The 15,517-nt window shown below is 70.9% G+C and carries 17 protein-coding genes and 1 pseudogene; 10 read left to right on the top strand and 8 right to left on the bottom strand.

What is annotated here, in order from left to right; all coding sequences use genetic code 11:
- Window positions 1–113: 113 nt before the first annotated feature.
- Complete coding sequence (locus AB0C66_RS02825; protein WP_362431976.1) at window positions 114–1,226, top strand: chitinase; 1,113 nt, start codon at window positions 114–116, stop codon at window positions 1,224–1,226.
- Between the two features lie 100 nt (window positions 1,227–1,326).
- On the opposite strand, the gene AB0C66_RS02830 is transcribed toward AB0C66_RS02825, so the two are convergent.
- Window positions 1,327–3,003 (bottom strand): fumarate hydratase, encoded by a 1,677-nt coding sequence (locus AB0C66_RS02830; RefSeq protein ID WP_362431978.1) that lies wholly within the window; start codon window positions 3,001–3,003, stop codon window positions 1,327–1,329.
- Window positions 3,004–3,168: 165 nt separating this feature from the next.
- Between AB0C66_RS02830 and AB0C66_RS02835 the strand changes: the two genes are divergently transcribed.
- Together AB0C66_RS02835 and AB0C66_RS02840 are read left to right on the top strand one after the other, a co-directional pair.
- Window positions 3,169–3,855: a DUF1707 domain-containing protein gene (locus tag AB0C66_RS02835; protein WP_362431980.1), complete on the top strand. Its 687-nt coding sequence runs from the start codon at window positions 3,169–3,171 to the stop codon at window positions 3,853–3,855.
- A gap of 179 nt (window positions 3,856–4,034) precedes the next feature.
- Window positions 4,035–4,391 carry a WhiB family transcriptional regulator gene (locus AB0C66_RS02840; RefSeq protein WP_014176756.1) on the top strand — a complete coding sequence of 119 codons (357 nt, stop codon included), beginning with the start codon at window positions 4,035–4,037 and terminating at the stop codon, window positions 4,389–4,391.
- 201 nt (window positions 4,392–4,592) lie between these two features.
- On the opposite strand, the gene glpX is transcribed toward AB0C66_RS02840, so the two are convergent.
- Window positions 4,593–5,624 (bottom strand): class II fructose-bisphosphatase, encoded by a 1,032-nt coding sequence (glpX, locus tag AB0C66_RS02845; protein ID WP_362431983.1) that lies wholly within the window; start codon window positions 5,622–5,624, stop codon window positions 4,593–4,595.
- 183 nt (window positions 5,625–5,807) lie between these two features.
- On the opposite strand from glpX, the gene AB0C66_RS02850 reads away from it, so the two are divergent.
- Window positions 5,808–6,359, top strand: coding sequence for a DUF4245 domain-containing protein (locus tag AB0C66_RS02850; protein ID WP_362433331.1), 552 nt, complete (start codon window positions 5,808–5,810; stop codon window positions 6,357–6,359).
- Between the two features lie 36 nt (window positions 6,360–6,395).
- On the opposite strand, the gene AB0C66_RS02855 is transcribed toward AB0C66_RS02850, so the two are convergent.
- From AB0C66_RS02855 to xseA, 3 genes are all read right to left on the bottom strand, one after another.
- Window positions 6,396–6,986: a malonic semialdehyde reductase gene (locus AB0C66_RS02855; protein ID WP_362431986.1), complete on the bottom strand. Its 591-nt coding sequence runs from the start codon at window positions 6,984–6,986 to the stop codon at window positions 6,396–6,398.
- 119 nt (window positions 6,987–7,105) lie between these two features.
- A complete protein-coding gene (locus AB0C66_RS02860; protein ID WP_362431988.1) occupies window positions 7,106–7,402 on the bottom strand; it encodes an exodeoxyribonuclease VII small subunit in 297 nt (98 codons plus the stop codon).
- 45 nt (window positions 7,403–7,447) lie between these two features.
- Window positions 7,448–8,677: an exodeoxyribonuclease VII large subunit gene (gene xseA / locus AB0C66_RS02865; protein WP_362431990.1), complete on the bottom strand. Its 1,230-nt coding sequence runs from the start codon at window positions 8,675–8,677 to the stop codon at window positions 7,448–7,450.
- A 54-nt stretch (window positions 8,678–8,731) separates the two neighbouring features.
- Between xseA and AB0C66_RS02870 the strand changes: the two genes are divergently transcribed.
- Both AB0C66_RS02870 and ppgK read left to right on the top strand, forming a co-directional pair.
- On the top strand, window positions 8,732–9,748 hold the full coding sequence (locus AB0C66_RS02870; RefSeq protein WP_362431992.1) for a 4-hydroxy-3-methylbut-2-enyl diphosphate reductase: 1,017 nt from the start codon (window positions 8,732–8,734) through the stop codon (window positions 9,746–9,748).
- The gene (gene ppgK / locus AB0C66_RS02875; protein ID WP_362431994.1) at window positions 9,745–10,533 is read left to right on the top strand and encodes a polyphosphate--glucose phosphotransferase; all 789 of its coding nucleotides are present in this window, start codon (window positions 9,745–9,747) and stop codon (window positions 10,531–10,533) included. The genes AB0C66_RS02870 and ppgK overlap by 4 nt, the downstream gene beginning before the upstream one ends.
- Here ppgK and AB0C66_RS02880 read toward each other — a convergent pair.
- Window positions 10,430–11,101: a DUF6542 domain-containing protein gene (locus AB0C66_RS02880; RefSeq protein WP_362431996.1), complete on the bottom strand. Its 672-nt coding sequence runs from the start codon at window positions 11,099–11,101 to the stop codon at window positions 10,430–10,432. The two genes, ppgK and AB0C66_RS02880, sit on opposite strands and share 104 nt — an antisense overlap.
- Before the next feature lie 196 nt (window positions 11,102–11,297).
- Here AB0C66_RS02880 and ychF point away from each other — a divergent pair, with 196 nt between their 5' ends.
- The 4 genes and pseudogenes from ychF to AB0C66_RS02900 all read left to right on the top strand — a co-directional run bounded on the left by ychF (window position 11,298) and on the right by AB0C66_RS02900 (window position 14,043).
- Window positions 11,298–12,386 carry a redox-regulated ATPase YchF gene (ychF, locus tag AB0C66_RS02885; protein WP_362431998.1) on the top strand — a complete coding sequence of 363 codons (1,089 nt, stop codon included), beginning with the start codon at window positions 11,298–11,300 and terminating at the stop codon, window positions 12,384–12,386.
- Window positions 12,387–12,584: 198 nt separating this feature from the next.
- Window positions 12,585–12,959, top strand: a pseudogene (locus AB0C66_RS02890) (ATP-binding protein); the annotation flags it as partial.
- A gap of 186 nt (window positions 12,960–13,145) precedes the next feature.
- Window positions 13,146–13,826 (top strand): sigma-70 family RNA polymerase sigma factor, encoded by a 681-nt coding sequence (locus tag AB0C66_RS02895; RefSeq protein WP_362433334.1) that lies wholly within the window; start codon window positions 13,146–13,148, stop codon window positions 13,824–13,826.
- A complete protein-coding gene (locus AB0C66_RS02900; RefSeq protein ID WP_362432000.1) occupies window positions 13,813–14,043 on the top strand; it encodes a zf-HC2 domain-containing protein in 231 nt (76 codons plus the stop codon). Before AB0C66_RS02895 ends, AB0C66_RS02900 begins: the two co-directional genes overlap by 14 nt.
- 10 nt (window positions 14,044–14,053) lie before the next feature.
- Here AB0C66_RS02900 and AB0C66_RS02905 read toward each other — a convergent pair whose 3' ends face one another.
- Together AB0C66_RS02905 and AB0C66_RS02910 are read right to left on the bottom strand one after the other, a co-directional pair.
- Window positions 14,054–14,563, bottom strand: a complete 510-nt coding sequence (locus AB0C66_RS02905) for a DM13 domain-containing protein (protein ID WP_362432003.1) — start codon at window positions 14,561–14,563, stop codon at window positions 14,054–14,056.
- A gap of 104 nt (window positions 14,564–14,667) precedes the next feature.
- A complete protein-coding gene (locus AB0C66_RS02910; protein ID WP_362433412.1) occupies window positions 14,668–15,513 on the bottom strand; it encodes a hypothetical protein in 846 nt (281 codons plus the stop codon).
- Window positions 15,514–15,517 lie beyond the last annotated feature (4 nt).

Here is a 15,517-nt window from a genome sequence, read left to right on the forward strand (position 1 = left end):
CGGGGTGGAGCGGTACGGGGGCGGAGGTTCCCCGGTGCCCGCACACCCCCCGAACCGGACATCACCAGAGGAGCGAGAGCCATGAGGGCCAAGCCATGAGGGCCAGCCCCCGCATGAGCGCCATCGCCGTGGCCGCCGCGGTGGTCTGCGCCACCATCGCCGTATGGGCCGGACAGCAGGAGCCGCCGGAGCCGCGGACGCGGGCGGCCGCGCCGGTGCGGAGCCCGCAACCGGCGCCGCCACCGCCCGCCGACTTCGTCCCGTACGTCAGCGCCTGGTCCGAGACGGGGTACGACATGACCGCCGCGGCGGGGCGCGGGGTCAAGGAGTTCACCCTCGGCTTCGTGGTCGCGGGCGACGGCTGCGCCCCGGTCTGGGACGGCGGCACCACCCTGGACGACCCGGCGCTGGCCGCCCGGATCGAGGAAGTGCGCCGGGCGGGCGGTGAGGTCCGGGTCTCCTTCGGCGGCGCCGACGGCACCGAGCTGAGCACCGTGTGCACCGATGTCTCCGAACTCGCCGCGGCCTACACCGAGGTGATCGAGCGCTACCAGTTGACCAAGGCCGACTTCGACATCGAGGGTGACAGCCTGACCGACCCCGCGGCGGCCACCCGGCGGGCCCAGGCCATCGCCCTGCTCCAGCGCACCCATGAGGGCCTGGACGTCTCGTTCACCCTGCCCGCGATGCCCGACGGGCTGACGGCGGCGAGCACCGCGCAGCTCGAGGCGGCCAAGGACGAGGGCGTCACCGTCTCGGCGGTGAACATCATGGCGATGAACTACAGCGGTGGCCACACCGGCGATATGGGCGACTACGCGATCCGGGCCGCCACCGCCGCGCAGGCCAGGGTCCGGGGGGTGCTCGGGCTCTCCGACGAGGCCGCGTGGAAGGCGCTCGGGGTGACGCCGATGATCGGGCTCAACAATGTCTCCGGCGAGGTGTTCACGCTGGAGGACGCGGCCGGACTGGCGCGGTTCGCCGCGGAGAAGGGGATCGGACGGCTGTCGATGTGGTCCGCCGAACGCGACCGGCCGTGCGGCGGCGAGAGGGACGGCGGGGCCGCGGATGAGGCTCAGGAGGGAACCGCCTCCGATGCCGCCTCCGATGCCGCCTCGGATCCCGCCGTGGCTCCCGGGTCGGAGCGCCCCGAGACCGCCCCGGAGAACCGGTGCAGTGGAATCACCCAGCGGCCGGGCGCCTTCGAGGCGGTCCTCAGGGGCTGACCGGGCATACGGGCCCGGGTCCACGGGCCCGGGTGTACGGATCAACGGCCGGGGGCCGGGACGGCGCACCGCCGTCCCGGCCCCCGGATCCGTCCGCCCGTCAGGCGCCCTGGCGCACCGGGATGCTGGAGACGAAGGGCTGTGCCGGACCCGGGTCGGTGAAGAAGTCGTTGCCCTTGTCGTCCACCACGATGAACGCCGGGAAGTCCTCGACCTCGATCTTCCAGACCGCCTCCATGCCCAGCTCCTCGTATTCGAGGACCTCGACCTTCTTGATGCAGTCCTGGGCCAGCCGGGCCGCCGGGCCGCCGATCGAGCCCAGGTAGAAGCCGCCGTGCGCGGCGCAGGCGTCCGTGACCTGCTGCGAGCGGTTGCCCTTGGCCAGCATGACCTTCGAGCCCCCGGCCGCCTGGAACTGCTCGACGTACGCGTCCATCCGGCCCGCCGTCGTCGGGCCGAACGAACCGGAGGCGTAGCCCTCGGGGGTCTTGGCCGGGCCCGCGTAGTAGACCGGGTGGTTCTTCAGGTACTCCGGCATCTCCTCGCCCGCGTCCAGCCGCTCCTTGATCTTCGCGTGCGCGATGTCACGGGCGACGACCAGCGTGCCGGTCAGCGAGAGCCGGGTCTTGACCGGATGCCGGCTCAGCTCGGCCAGGACGTCGTCCATCGGCCGGTTGAGGTCGATGGCGACCGCGTCCAGGTCCGGGCCCGCACCCTGGGTCAGCTCCTCGTCCGTGGTGTCCGGGAGGTAGCGCGCCGGGTCGGTCTCCAGCTGCTCCAGGAAGACGCCCTCCGGCGTGATCTTCGCGAGCGCCTGGCGGTCGGCCGAGCAGGAGACGGCGATGGCCACCGGGCAGGAGGCGCCGTGCCGGGGTAGCCGGACGACCCGGACGTCGTGGCAGAAGTACTTGCCGCCGAACTGCGCCCCGATCCCGATCTTCTGGGTCAGCTCGAAGACCTTCTCCTCCAGCTCCTTGTCGCGGAAGCCGTGGCCGGTCGCGGAGCCTTCGGTGGGCAGCTCGTCGAGGTAGTGCGCGGACGCGTACTTGGCGGTCTTGAGCGCGTACTCGGCGCTGGTGCCGCCGACCACGATCGCCAGGTGGTACGGCGGGCAGGCGGCGGTGCCCAGCGAGCGGATCTTCTGCTCGAGGAATGTCATCATCGACGCCTCGTTCAGCACCGCCTTCGTCTCCTGGTAGAGGAAGGACTTGTTGGCCGAGCCGCCGCCCTTTGCCATGAAGAGGAACTTGTAGGCGCCGCCGTCGGTCGCGTACAGCTCGATCTGCGCGGGCAGGTTGGAGCCGGTGTTCTTCTCGTCCCACATGGTCAGCGGGGCCATCTGGGAGTAGCGCAGATTGAGCTTGGTGTAGGCGTCGAAGACCCCGCGCGACAGGGCCTCCTCGTCGCCGCCCTCGGTCAGCACCTGCTGGCCGCGCTTGCCCATGACGATCGCGGTGCCGGTGTCCTGGCACATCGGCAGCACACCCGCCGCCGCGATGTTCGCGTTCTTCAGCAGATCCAGCGCGACGAACCGGTCGTTGGCGCTGGCCTCGGGGTCGTCGAGGATCCGGCGCAGCTGGGCGAGGTGGGCCGGGCGCAGATAGTGCGAGATGTCGTGCATCGCCTCGGCCGCCAGCTTGCGCAGCGCCTCCGGCTCGACCTTCAGGAAGGTGCGCCCGTCGGCCTCGAAGGTGCTCACGCCCTCCGAGGTCACCAGGCGGTACGGCGTGGTGTCCTCGCCCAGAGGCAGCAGATCCGTGTAGGCAAACTCAGGCATTCCGGCCATTCCTCACTCGGCAGACAGTGCTGACAACGACGGCAGCGGCCACCAGCGTAGAACGGGGCGGCGGGGCGGTCCCTGTGAGGTAGGGCTCAGTCGCCTTCCGGGGTGAGCCATCGCGACCCCTAGTCGCGATCTATCGCGACTGGGTACGCTGCTCGCGTGGATGAGCGACAGCCGGTGCCCTTGACCAAGTCCCCTTCCGATTCCGCGTCCGCGCCCGTGGCGCACGCCGCGCCCGCGCATGCGCCGCTGCGCGCTTCCGACGCGGACCGCGACCGGATCGCGGACATCCTGCGGGAGGCCCTCGCCGAGGGGCGGCTCGACCCCGAGGAGCACGCGGAGCGCATCGACGCGGTCTACCGCGCCAAGACCCTCGGTGAACTGGAGCCCCTGATCCGCGATCTGCCCGCGGCGCCGGGGCGTGGCGCCGGCGCGGACGCGGCCCGGGCCGGGGAGGACCCGTCGCGCTCCCGTACCTCACCCGCCGCCGAGAACATGGTGGCGATCTTCGGCGGGGCGTCGCGCAAGGGGCGCTGGCGGATCCGCCGCAGGACCAATGTGCTGGTGGTGTTCGGCGGGGCCGAGATCGATCTGACCGAGGCGGTCTTCGAGCAGCGGGATATCGAGATCCGGGTCTCGGCGATCTTCGGCGGGGTGGAGATCAAGGTCCCGGAGAACGTCACCCTGCACGGTTCCGGCGCCGGGATCTTCGGCGGCTTCGATGTCACCCCCTGTCAGGCGGACGATCCCGAGGCGCCGGTGGTGCACGTCGGCGGATTCGCTCTCTTCGGTGGGGTGGAAGCACGGCCCAAGCGGGGTAAGCGAGTGAAGAACCTGCGGTCGTAGCCCGGTGAAGTCGGGGCGGGCGCAGGGAATTTGCGGTCGGGACAACGGTGTGCATAAGCGCGCGCACAGCGGGTAAGGCTTGGTGCATCGTCTCTCGTACGGCTGATGGGGGTGCACACGGGGCCGTACGCCGCGAGGCGGGCAAGGGTGACCACCGGAGCCGTCGTCAGGAGTAGACCGTGCTGCAACCGCATCAGCCTCTGCTGGACGCCGCCGTGCCCCCGCAGCGCATTCCCGCTCGGGATCAGGCCGGCCCCTGGCACTCGGAGGCGGTGTGCCGCCGGGACGAGGCCGGGCTGTTCTTCGCTCCTTCCAAGGAGCCGACGGCTGCGAGGCTGTCGCGGGAGGAGGCCGCCAAGCGCGTCTGCGCGCGCTGCCCGGTCATGGTCGAGTGCAGGGAGCACGCGCTGTTGCAGCCCGAGCCGTACGGGGTGTGGGGCGGGCTGACCGCGGCCGAGCGCCGGGTCGTGCTGGCCCGCCGCCGTCGCCGGGAGGCCGAGCTCCAGCGTGCCGTGAGGGTCGCCGCCGCGGGCTGAGCGCTTCGGTCGCCGATCGCACAGGGCCGGGCCCCGCCGCTGCGGCGGGGCCCGGCGCTGGTGTGTGCGGGGGTGTACGCGCCGTGCGCACCGGCGCCGGGGCCTCTCCGCGGCCTCGCTGGAACGCGGTGCGCGGGCGCGACCGGCCACCGCGCGGCCGCGGACGCCTGACGGCGTCGCGCGGCCCGTGCCGCGGATCGCTCAGCGGGCGCGCTCGAAGTCCACCGAGGCGTACGCGCGCAGCTTGGACAGCCGGTGGGTGGAGTCGATCTGCCGGATCGTCCCGGACTTGGACCGCATCACCAGCGACTGGGTGGTCGCGGTCTCCGCGCGGTACCGCACCCCGCGCAGCAGATCGCCGTCGGTGATGCCGGTGGCGACGAAGAACACGTTGTCGCCCTTGACCAGGTCGTCGGTCTGGAGCACCTGGTCCAGGTCATGACCGGCGTCGATGGCGCGCTGCTTCTCCTCGTCGTCCTTGGGCCACAGCTTGGCCTGGATGGTGCCGCCGAGGCACTTGATCGCACAGGCCGCGATGATGCCCTCCGGGGTGCCGCCCACGCCCAGCAGCAGATCCACACCGGCGCCCTCGCGCACCGCCATGATCGCTCCGGCCACATCGCCGTCGGAGATGAACTTGATCCGGGCGCCCGCCTCCCGGATCTCCTTGACGATGCCCTGGTGGCGGGGACGGTCCAGCACCACCACGGTGACGTCCTCGGGGCTGGACCTCTTGGCCTTGGCGATCCGCCGGATGTTCACCCCGGGCGGCGCGGTGATGTCGACGAACTCGGCCGCCTCCGGCCCGGTGACCAGCTTGTCCATGTAGAACACGGCCGACGGGTCGAACATCGTGCCGCGCTCGGCGACCGCGAGCACCGAGACCGCGTTGGCCATGCCCTTGGCGGTGAGGGTGGTGCCGTCCACCGGGTCCACGGCCACATCGCACTCGGGGCCGGTGCCGTCGCCGACCCGCTCCCCGTTGAAGAGCATCGGCGCCTCGTCCTTCTCGCCCTCGCCGATGACCACCACACCGTTCATGGAGACGGTGTGCACCAGCGAACGCATGGCCTTGACGGCGGCGCCGTCGGCGCCGTTCTTGTCGCCGCGGCCCACCCAGCGGCCGGAGGCCATGGCACCCGCCTCGGTGACCCGGACGAGCTCCAGGGCGAGGTTGCGGTCGGGGGCCTCGGGGCTGACCTCGAGCTGGGAGGGCAGATGATGCTCGGTCATCGGAGCGCACCTTTCTGTACGGCGACGGCCGGAGGACCCTCCTCGCCGCAAGCGGGTGAGGAGGGGAGGGTGCTCATGACTTTATCCGTTGATTGCGAGAGTGAGCAGAGGACCCCACGCATGAGCGCGGCCCTGTTGCCGGGGCATCGGGCGGGATGAGGGACGATGGGGGACGTGGCAGGTATGCGAGGCAAAGAGACGGTCCGGGACATGCTGCTGTCGATGGCGGCGATCGGCGCCGTCGCGGCGGGCATCTATGTCTTCCAGATCCCGCACGACGACAGCGACAAGGACGGCGGAGTCAAGACGGTCGACTACCGGGTGGAGCTCCGGACGGCCCGCCGTGCCGCGCCGTACCCGGTGGCCGCCCCCGGGTCCGGCAGCCTGCCCAAGGGCTGGCGCGCGACCTCGGTCACCTACACCCCGGGGAACACCGGCGGCGCGGGCGGCGGCACCGCCGCCTGGCACCTGGGCTTCCTGGACGCCGAGCGGGAGTACGTGGCCGTCGAGCAGAGCGACGGCAAGCCCACGGCGTTCATCGAGAACGTCACCCAGCGGGCCCGGGCGACCAAGGACGTCCAGCGGATCGACGACCGGAAGTGGGTCCGCTACGAGGGCGCGAAGTACGACGCCCTGGTGTGCCGGGAGCGGGGTGTGACCACGGTGGTCACCGGGACCGCGTCGCGTGCCCATCTGACGAAGATGGCCGCCGCGCTCGAGGCCCGGAAGGGCTGAGCACGGCGGCCGGCGCACTGCGCGGGGGCAAGCGCGTCAGACGCTGGTCACGACGTCGTCGTAATCTAGGCGCGGGCCGCGCGCACGCCAGGCGTCCGCACCCGGCTTGCCGATGTTCACGACGACCAGCGGGGTGTGGTCGTCGTCCAGGAACTCCTTCTGCACTCCGGCGGCGTCGAAGCCGGACATCGGACCGGCGGCCAGGCCCGCGGCGCGGATTCCCAGGATGAAGTAGCCCGCCTGGAGCGCGGCGTTGAGCCCCGCGGCCCGCTCACGGGCGCCGCGCTCGGCGAAGAACACGTCCTTGGCCTGCGGGAAGTGCGGGAAGAGGGTGGGCAGTTCCTCATGGAACTCATTGTCCGCGGCGAGGATCGCGACCAGCGGGGCGGTGGCCGTCTTGGGCCGGTTGCCCTCGGCCATATGCGGCACCAGACGCTCGCGGGCCTCCGGGGTGCGCACCAGGACCACCCGCAGCGGCGACTGGTTGAAGGCGGTCGGGGCGTACTTGATCAGGTCGTAGATCGCCCGCACCTGCTCCTCGGACACCGGCTCGTCGGTGAAGGTGTTGGCGGTGTGCGCCTCGCGGAAGAGCAGGTCCTGGGCGGCGGGGTCGAGGGCGAGAGTCATGGCACAACCTTCGGGTCACAGCGGTGGGATGTGATGTCGAAATCCACCGTACTCGTTTTAGGTTAATGTTCAACTAAAACGGGGGCAGGGTGCTCCGCGTCACAGTGCCCACGCCGCGTTCAGGAGCCGTCGGCCCCGGCGTCCCCCGTGCGCTCACCGGCAACGCCCGTGCGCTCCGCGGACTCGGCGTCCGCCGCCCCCGACTCGGCCAGCGCCGCGTCCAGCCGCGCCCGCGCCCCCTCCAGCCAGCGGCGGCACACCCGCGCCAGCTCCTCGCCGCGCTCCCACAGCGCGAGCGACTCCTCCAGGCTGGTGCCGCCCGCCTCCAGCCGACGCACGACCTCGACCAGCTCGTCCCGCGCCTGCTCGTAGCCGAGGGCCGAGGTGTCGTTCGCCTTCTCGTCCGTCTTCGCCATGCCGCACACCCTATGCACAGCCACCGACACCGCGGGGCCGTCCGCTCAGCCGCCCGTCGCCGCGGAGCCGCCGACGGCGCGGACCGCGAACTCGCCCTCGGCCACCCGCGCCCTGAGCTCCTCGTCCCCCGCCACCTCGTCCGCCGAGCGCACCACCGAACCGTCGGCGTGCTGGAGCACCGCATAGCCGCGGCGCAGCGTGGCGGCGGGGGAGAGGGCCACCACCCGGGCATGGGTGTGCGTCAGCTCGGACTCGGCCCGGTCCAGCAGATGGCCCAGACAGCGACGGCCGCGCTCCAGCACCGCGGCGATCTGCTCCTCGCGCTCGTCCACCATCCGCCGGGGCTGCCGGAGGCACGGGCGGGCCAGCGCCGCCGCGAGCCCCCGCTCCTCCCGGTCCAGCAGTCCGTGCACACTGCGCAGCGCGCGCTCGCGCAGCTGCTGGATCCGCAGCAGCTCCTCGCCCACATCCGGGACGATCTTCTTCGCCGCGTCGGTGGGCGTGGACGCCCGCAGATCGGCCACCAGGTCCAGCAGCGGCGAGTCCGGCTCATGGCCGATCGCGGAGACCACCGGCGTACGACACGCGGCCACCGCCCGCACCAGCTGTTCGTCCGAGAACGGCAGCAGGTCCTCCACACTGCCGCCGCCGCGGGCCACCACGATCACGTCCACCTCGGGAGCCGCGTCCAGCTCCTTGACCGCCTCGATCACCTGCGGGACCGCGTGCACCCCCTGCACCGCCACATTGCGGACCTCGAAGCGGACGGCGGGCCAGCGCAGCCGGGCGTTCTCCAGGACATCCCGCTCGGCGGCCGAGGCCCGGCCGCAGACCAGCCCTATCAGCTGCGGCAGGAACGGCAGCGGCTTCTTGCGGTCGGCGGCGAACAGCCCCTCGGCCGCCAGCGACTTCTTCAACTGCTCCAGACGCGCCAGCAGCTCCCCGACCCCCACCGGCCGGATCTCCGCGGCCCGCAGCGAGAGCTGTCCGCGCGGCGCGTACCACTCCGGCTTGGCGTGGACCACCACCCGCGCGCCCTCGGAGACCGTGTCCGCGATGCGGTCGAATACGGCACGGAAGCAGGTGACGGTCAGCGAGATGTCGTAACTGGGGTCGCGCAGCGTCAGAAACACCACTCCGGCACCCGGGCGCCGGGACAGCTGGGTGATCTGCCCCTCCACCCACACCGCCCCCAGCCGGTCGATCCATCCCCCGATCAGCCGGGACACCTCGCCGACCGGGATCGGCTCCTCCGCGGACGTGTTGACAGCCATGACCGCGAGCGTATCGGCCACCGCCGACAGGACCGGCGGACCGTCGCCCCTACCATGGGAGCCATGACTGCAACCTCCGCCCGCCGGGTCCTGCTCGCCGCCCCGCGTGGCTACTGCGCCGGTGTCGACCGTGCCGTGATCGCCGTCGAGAAGGCCCTGGAGCAGTACGGCGCGCCGATCTACGTGCGCAAAGAGATCGTCCACAACAAATACGTCGTCCAGACCCTGGAGAAGAAGGGCGCGATCTTCGTCGACGAGACGGAGGAGGTGCCCGAGGGGTCGATCGTGATCTTCTCGGCGCACGGTGTCGCGCCGGTCGTCCACGAGGAGGCCAAACAGCGCCAGCTGGCCACCATCGACGCCACCTGCCCCCTGGTGACCAAGGTCCACAAGGAGGCCGTCCGGTTCGCCGGTGACGACTACGACATCCTCCTGATCGGTCACGAGGGCCATGAGGAGGTCATCGGGACCAGCGGTGAGGCGCCCGACCACATCACCCTGGTCGACGGCCCGGACGATGTGAAGAACGTCGAGGTCCGCGACGAGTCCAAGGTCGTCTGGCTCTCCCAGACCACCCTCTCCGTCGACGAGACCATGGAGACGGTGGACGCGCTCAAGGAGCGCTTCCCCCAGCTGATCAGCCCGCCCAGCGACGACATCTGCTACGCCACCCAGAACCGCCAGATCGCGGTGAAGCAGGTGGCGGCCGAGTCCGACCTCGTCATCGTCGTCGGCTCCAAGAACTCCTCCAACTCCGTGCGCCTCGTCGAGGTCGCCCTCGGCGCCGGCGCCAAGGCCGGACACCTGGTCGACTTCGCCAGCGAGATCGACGAGGCGTGGCTCGAGGGCGTGTCCACGGTCGGTGTCACCTCGGGCGCCTCCGTACCGGACGTGCTCGTCGAGGACGTCCTGGAGTGGCTGGCCGAGCGCGGCTTCGGTGAGGTCGAGGTCGTCCAGCCGATGCAAGAGAGCCTGACCTTCTCGCTCCCCAAGGAGCTGCGCCGCGACCTGCGGGCCGAGGCGGCGGCCACCTCCACGGGCGGTACGGCGACGGGCGGCGCGGAGCGGTGACCGCCGACGGCGGTGCGACGGCGACGGTGTTCGGAGTGGACATCGGCGGGTCCGGTATCAAGGGCGCGCCGGTGGACCTGGACCGCGGCGATCTCGCCGAGGAGCGCCACAAGGTGCTCACCCCGCATCCGGCCACCCCCGGGGCGGTCGTGGACGGGTTGGTGGAGGTCGTCCGGCACTTCGACTGGTCCGGGCGGCCGGTGGGGGTGACCTTCCCCGGTGTGGTGACGGACGGCACGACCCGTACCGCCGCCAACGTCGACAAGAGCTGGATCGGCACCGATCTGGCCGCACTGCTCCACGAGCGGCTGGGCTGCCCGGTCACCGTGCTCAATGACGCGGACGCCGCCGGGGTCGCGGAGATGACCTTCGGCGCGGGCAAGGGCCGCAAGGGCACGGTCGTCCTGCTCACCCTGGGCACCGGTATCGGCAGCGCGGTCTTCACCGGCGGCACCCTGGTGCCCAACACCGAGCTGGGCCATCTGGAGCTGCACGGCCACGAGGCGGAGAAGCGCGCCTCGACCAAGGTCAAGGAGGACCACGACCTCAGCTGGGAGCACTGGGCGCACCGGGTGCAGAAGTACCTGGCCCATCTGGAGATGCTGTTCTCGCCCGAGCTGTTCGTGATCGGCGGCGGGGTGAGCCGTAAGGCCGACAAGTTCCTGCCGCTGATCGAGGGGATCAGGGCCGAGATCGTGCCTGCCCGGCTCCAGAACAACGCGGGGATCGTGGGGGCCGCGATGGCCGCGTCGGCTGCGTCGGCCGCTGCCGACGGCGCTGGCTGACCAGGGTCGCCCGGCGCACCAGGACGATCAGCACGGTCAGCAGCGTTCCGGCGTAGAGCCAGCCCGCGTGCAGCGAGAGCACGGTGAACAAGCCGACCGCCTGTCCGCCGAACCCCTCGCCGCCGTCGTTGATCGGCAGCAGCCCGGCCGTGAAGGCGAGCGGGACCGTCACCGGTCCCGCCAGCAGATCGGCCGGGCGCACCCACATGGCACAGGCGGCGCAGGCGAACAGGAAGAACCCGCTGTACACGGCCGGTGAGCCGGAGAAGAGTAAGGCGTCCAGACAGCCGAAGCCCAGCATGACCATGGTGGTCAGCAGCCCGGTGCCGAGTCCGGTGAGCCGGGGGTTCGGCCAGCTCAGCCCGCGGCCGCGCAGCCCGGACAGCGCCGCCACGGCCGCCCCGAGCGGTCGCCCCCGCCGCGCGGGCGCCCGCGCCGGGCGTGACACCCGGTCCGCGCCGCCCTTGCCCGGCCCCCTGCCGCCTCGGCCCGAATACGTGTCGTCCGCGGCCGGGCGGGGCGGCGGGGCGGCCGTCCGGCGCGGCGTCCGAGTGCTGTAGTGCTCCACCGGACCAACGTAGGTCGACGGAGGGCGGTAATCCGTTCTTGGACACGCCTTTCGCAGGACCTTGGCAGCGTGTTCGACTGATTATCAGCCCGGGTGGGTGATCGGAAGCGGCCCCGTAGACTGGTGGACCGGCCCCGTCAGGGGCCACGTCCCTGTCATCACATCCGCCTACGGGAAGCTACGGGAAGTCGCCAACGTGTCGCTCACGATCGGAATCGTCGGTCTGCCCAATGTCGGCAAGTCGACCCTGTTCAACGCCCTGACCAAGAACGACGTGCTCGCGGCCAACTACCCGTTCGCCACCATCGAGCCCAACGTCGGTGTCGTCGGCGTCCCGGACCCCCGGCTCGACAAGCTCGCCGAGCTCTTCGGCTCCGCCCGCAAACTGCCCGCCACCGTCGACTTCGTCGATATCGCCGGGATCGTGAAGGGCGCCTCCGAGGGGGAGGGCCTGGGCAACAAGTTCCTGGCGAACATCCGTGAGTCCGATGCGATCTGCCAGGTCATCCGCGCCTTCAAGGACGAGAACGTCGTCCACGTCGACGGCAAGATCTCGCCCAAGAGCGATATCGAGACGATCAACACCGAGCTGATCCTCGCCGACCTCCAGACCGTCGAGAAGGTGCTGCCCCGCCTGGTCAAGGAGTCCCGGATCCAGAAGGACAAGCAGGCGCAGGTCAAGGCGGTCGAAGAGGCCAAGGCCATCCTGGAGGAGGGCCGCACCCTCTTCTCCGCGGGCATCGTCCAGGGCAGCGAGCGCGCCGCGATCCTCCACGAGCTCCACCTGCTGACCACGAAGCCCTTCCTCTACGTCTTCAACGTCGACGAGGACGAGCTGACCGACGACGCCTTCAAGGCCGAGCAGCGCGCCCTGGTCGCCCCGGCCGAGGCGATCTTCCTCAACGCCAAGCTGGAGGCCGACCTCGCCGAGCTCGACGAGGACGAGGCCCTGGAGCTCCTCCAGTCCGTCGGCCAGGACGAGCCGGGTCTGACCACCCTCGCCCGCGTCGGCTTCACCACCCTGGGCCTCCAGACCTACCTGACGGCAGGCCCCAAGGAGTCCCGCGCCTGGACCATCAAGAAGGGCGCCACGGCCCCCGAGGCCGCCGGTGTGATCCACACCGACTTCCAGAAGGGCTTCATCAAGGCCGAGGTCATCTCCTTCGACGAGCTCGTGGAAACCGGCTCCGTCGCCGACGCCCGCGCGGCGGGCAAGGCGCGTATGGAGGGCAAGGACTATGTGATGCGTGACGGCGATGTCGTGGAGTTCCGCTTCAACGTGTAGTTGAGGCTTCAGCCACTCTGGTTCTGGAGTGTGGAGGGCTCGCCTGCGAGGGCGAGCCCTCTGCGCTTTCCCGGCCTGCCTGCTGTCTCCAGGTGAGCCGTCCTGGCCGGATGAGAAGCCTGGTCTGAGGGCGGCGGGATCTGGCGTATGCCCAGTACCGTGTTCTGCATGAAGATTTGCCCGGCTTCCAGACCCCGGCCAGCCGAAGTGGGGCAGATGCTTGGCCTGGGTCCAGCGGAAGCCTTCGACGCAGCGCTGGTCACCGGCGGGCTGCCGCTGATCTGCGCGGAATGGACACCTGGCGCAGGGCTGTGGGAGTTTCCCTTTGTCCGCGAGGCCCTGGGGCGGACGCTGCCCGACGACCGGCTGCCCGCGGCTCCCGCAGTGGGCGGCTACTGAACCAACCACGTCGAAATCGACATCGTCGGGGCGGACCGCGCCCCTATCGCCGAGGAGCTGCTCTTCGTCGGCTCCATCAAGTGGTTGGAGCAGTGCCCCTTCGACCGGCATGACCTGGCAGCTCTCCACCGACACCGGGCCGCGCTCACCGGCGAGCCCTTGGCCGCGGTGAGCCCCGCAGACCCCTCGGCCCCTTGTCGACGCTGTTGTGTAGCGGTGGCGACCCTGAGCCATCTCGTACCCTTGTCGCGAATCCCGTGTGGCCCGTCCGCCATGAAGGAAGGCATCCGCGGGAGTTGTCGTTCACCGGGCTGTCCTAAGCTGACCTCCCAGTTGACGGTCGGCGAGGGGGAGTGGCGAATGGGGGGCGCACGCGGGCTGCCGCCGGACGGGATCTTGGTCCAGGGGCTGCGTGACGGGGACGAGGAGACGTTCGCCCTGGTGCTGGACACCTGGTCGAGCGGGATGCTCCGGCTGGCCATGTCCTTCGTGTCGACCAAGGCATCCGCGGAGGAGGCCGTCCAGGACACCTGGCTGGCGGTCATCAAGGGGATCGGCGAGTTCGAAGGCCGTTCCGCGCTGAAGACATGGGTGTACCGGATCCTGGTCAATACGGCGAGGGCGCGCGGTGCGAAGGAGAGCAGGACCGTTCCGTTCGCGAGCCTGCTGCCGGAGGAGGACGGGCCGACGGTGGACGCCTCACGGTTCCGCGGCGTCGGCGAGCGCTACGCCGGGCACTGGGCCGTCGGGCAGGAACCGCGGCACTGGCACATCCCCGAGGACCAGGTGCTGCGCGGCGAGGTCCGCGAGATGATCGCGGAGGCGCTCGATGAGCTTCCGCCCCGGCTCCGCACGGTGATCACACTGCGCGATGTCGAGGGTCACAGCTCGGAGGATGTCTGTTCGCTGCTGGAGATCTCGCCTGGAAACCAACGTGTCCTCCTCCATCGGGCCAGGGCCTTCTTGCGCCGTAAGCTGGAGAATTACTTGTCCGGTGCTCATGATGTCGCGACGGGAGGGAACGACCGTGGACTGCGTTGACTTCGTGGAGCTGGTGACCGACTTCCTCGAGAGTGCCTTGTCCGAGGACGACGAGCGGCGCTTCATCGAGCACCTGGCGGAATGCTCCGGGTGCGAGCGCTACCTCGATCAGTTCCGTCAGACGATCGCCACGACGGGCGAGTTGACCCCGGACAGCATCTCACCGGACGCCAGGCAGCAGCTGCTCACCGCCTTCCGCGGCTGGCAGCGGGACTGACCCGGTTCCGTCAGGTGCGCTGCTTCAGCCCGGCCGCGCCGAACGACACGCTGAAGCGTTCACACCAGATGGTCACGGTGGAGAACGTGTCGAGGTCGGTGCCCGCCGGGATCGCGTAGTTCTGGTTGCCTTCGTTGCCCTTGAGGCTGCCGACGTCGACGTGGTCACCGTCGTCGAGGTTGCCGCCGCCCCCGGGCTTGACCGGCTGGTCGCTGAGCCATACGTGCAGGGCCGGGCCGTCGGAGGTGCGCAGGTTCGTCAGCCGCAGCGTCTTCTTCCCGTCGCCGAGCGGCAGGATCTCCGCCGAGCCGCTGGTTCCGTGCTCGTGGGAGATGAAGGTGCCGGTCGCCAACGGGTCGGCCGCGGCCCCCTGCTGGTTGGTGGCCACCGGGGCCGCCTCGTCCACGCGGTGCGTGGTGAACAGCCGCCAGGGCTGGAAGAGGTAGAGCGCGACGGCCGCCGCGACGAGAACCACCGCGGTGGTGATCCAGAAGACGGGGCGCTTGGTTCGGGAGGACATGAGGATTTCCGTTTCTGTCGATGTCGATGTGGAGGGCCGGTCCGGGCTGCCGCACCGAACCGGCCCTGAACTTCCGTTCCGTTTCCGTGACCGGAGCGCCGACGTCAGGCGGGCCGCTCGGCGGGGCGGGTGGCCTTCTCGCGGCGCAGCTCATCGGCCTCGTCGCGGACGGCGTCGAGCCGGACCTCGAGCATGCTGACGCGCTCGCGGTAGCGGTCCAGCTCGGCCCGGACGAACTCGGCGTCCGCCACCTGACGGCCCGTCTCCTCGCGGATCGCGGCGGTCTCCTCGGCGAACTTCTGCTGTGCGGTGTCGAGCGCGGTGACGGCCATGTCGGCCGCCTCCTCGGCGAGGGTGGCGCGCTCCTCGGCGGCCAGGACGCGCTGTGCGGAGGCGCGGGTGACCGTCTCGATCCGGGCCTCGGCCGCCGCCGAGTCCGTGATGATCGCCAACTCCTCGATGTAGGAGGGCAGCTCGGTGGCCAGCCGCTCCATGAGCGTGACGAGGCCGTCGCGTGACCGAGCGGCCCCGGCGTTGTCGCCCGCCGCCATGTCCACCATTGCCATCATCGCCGTTATCTCACTGTTGACGGCTTCCGCGGGCGACTGCGGCACGGCTTCCGGGGCGCAGGTGTGCCCGGGCGCACCGTGCGCGACACCGGCGGCCGGGGGCTGCGCGGAGACGGTGGGCCAGGGCTGCCCGACGACCGAAGCCCTGGCTTCCTTCGCGTCCACCTTGGCCGCTTTCCTGGCCTCGGCCGCCGCGCGCTTGTCCTCCTTGCGCTGCTGCCGCTTCGCACGGAACTTCCGGAACGCGCTGAGGGCATTGTGGTCGGGGTGCGGACAGTAGCGGGGCGCCGGACCCTGCGCTCCGGGGGCGGGCGGCTCCGGCGGGTTGGTGCAGCCGGGGTAGGCGCAGGTGGGGACGGTCTCGGTGGTCTGAACAGTCATGTCT

This window comes from Streptomyces sp. NPDC048636 (assembly GCF_040650655.1).
GTDB lineage: Bacteria > Actinomycetota > Actinomycetes > Streptomycetales > Streptomycetaceae > Streptomyces.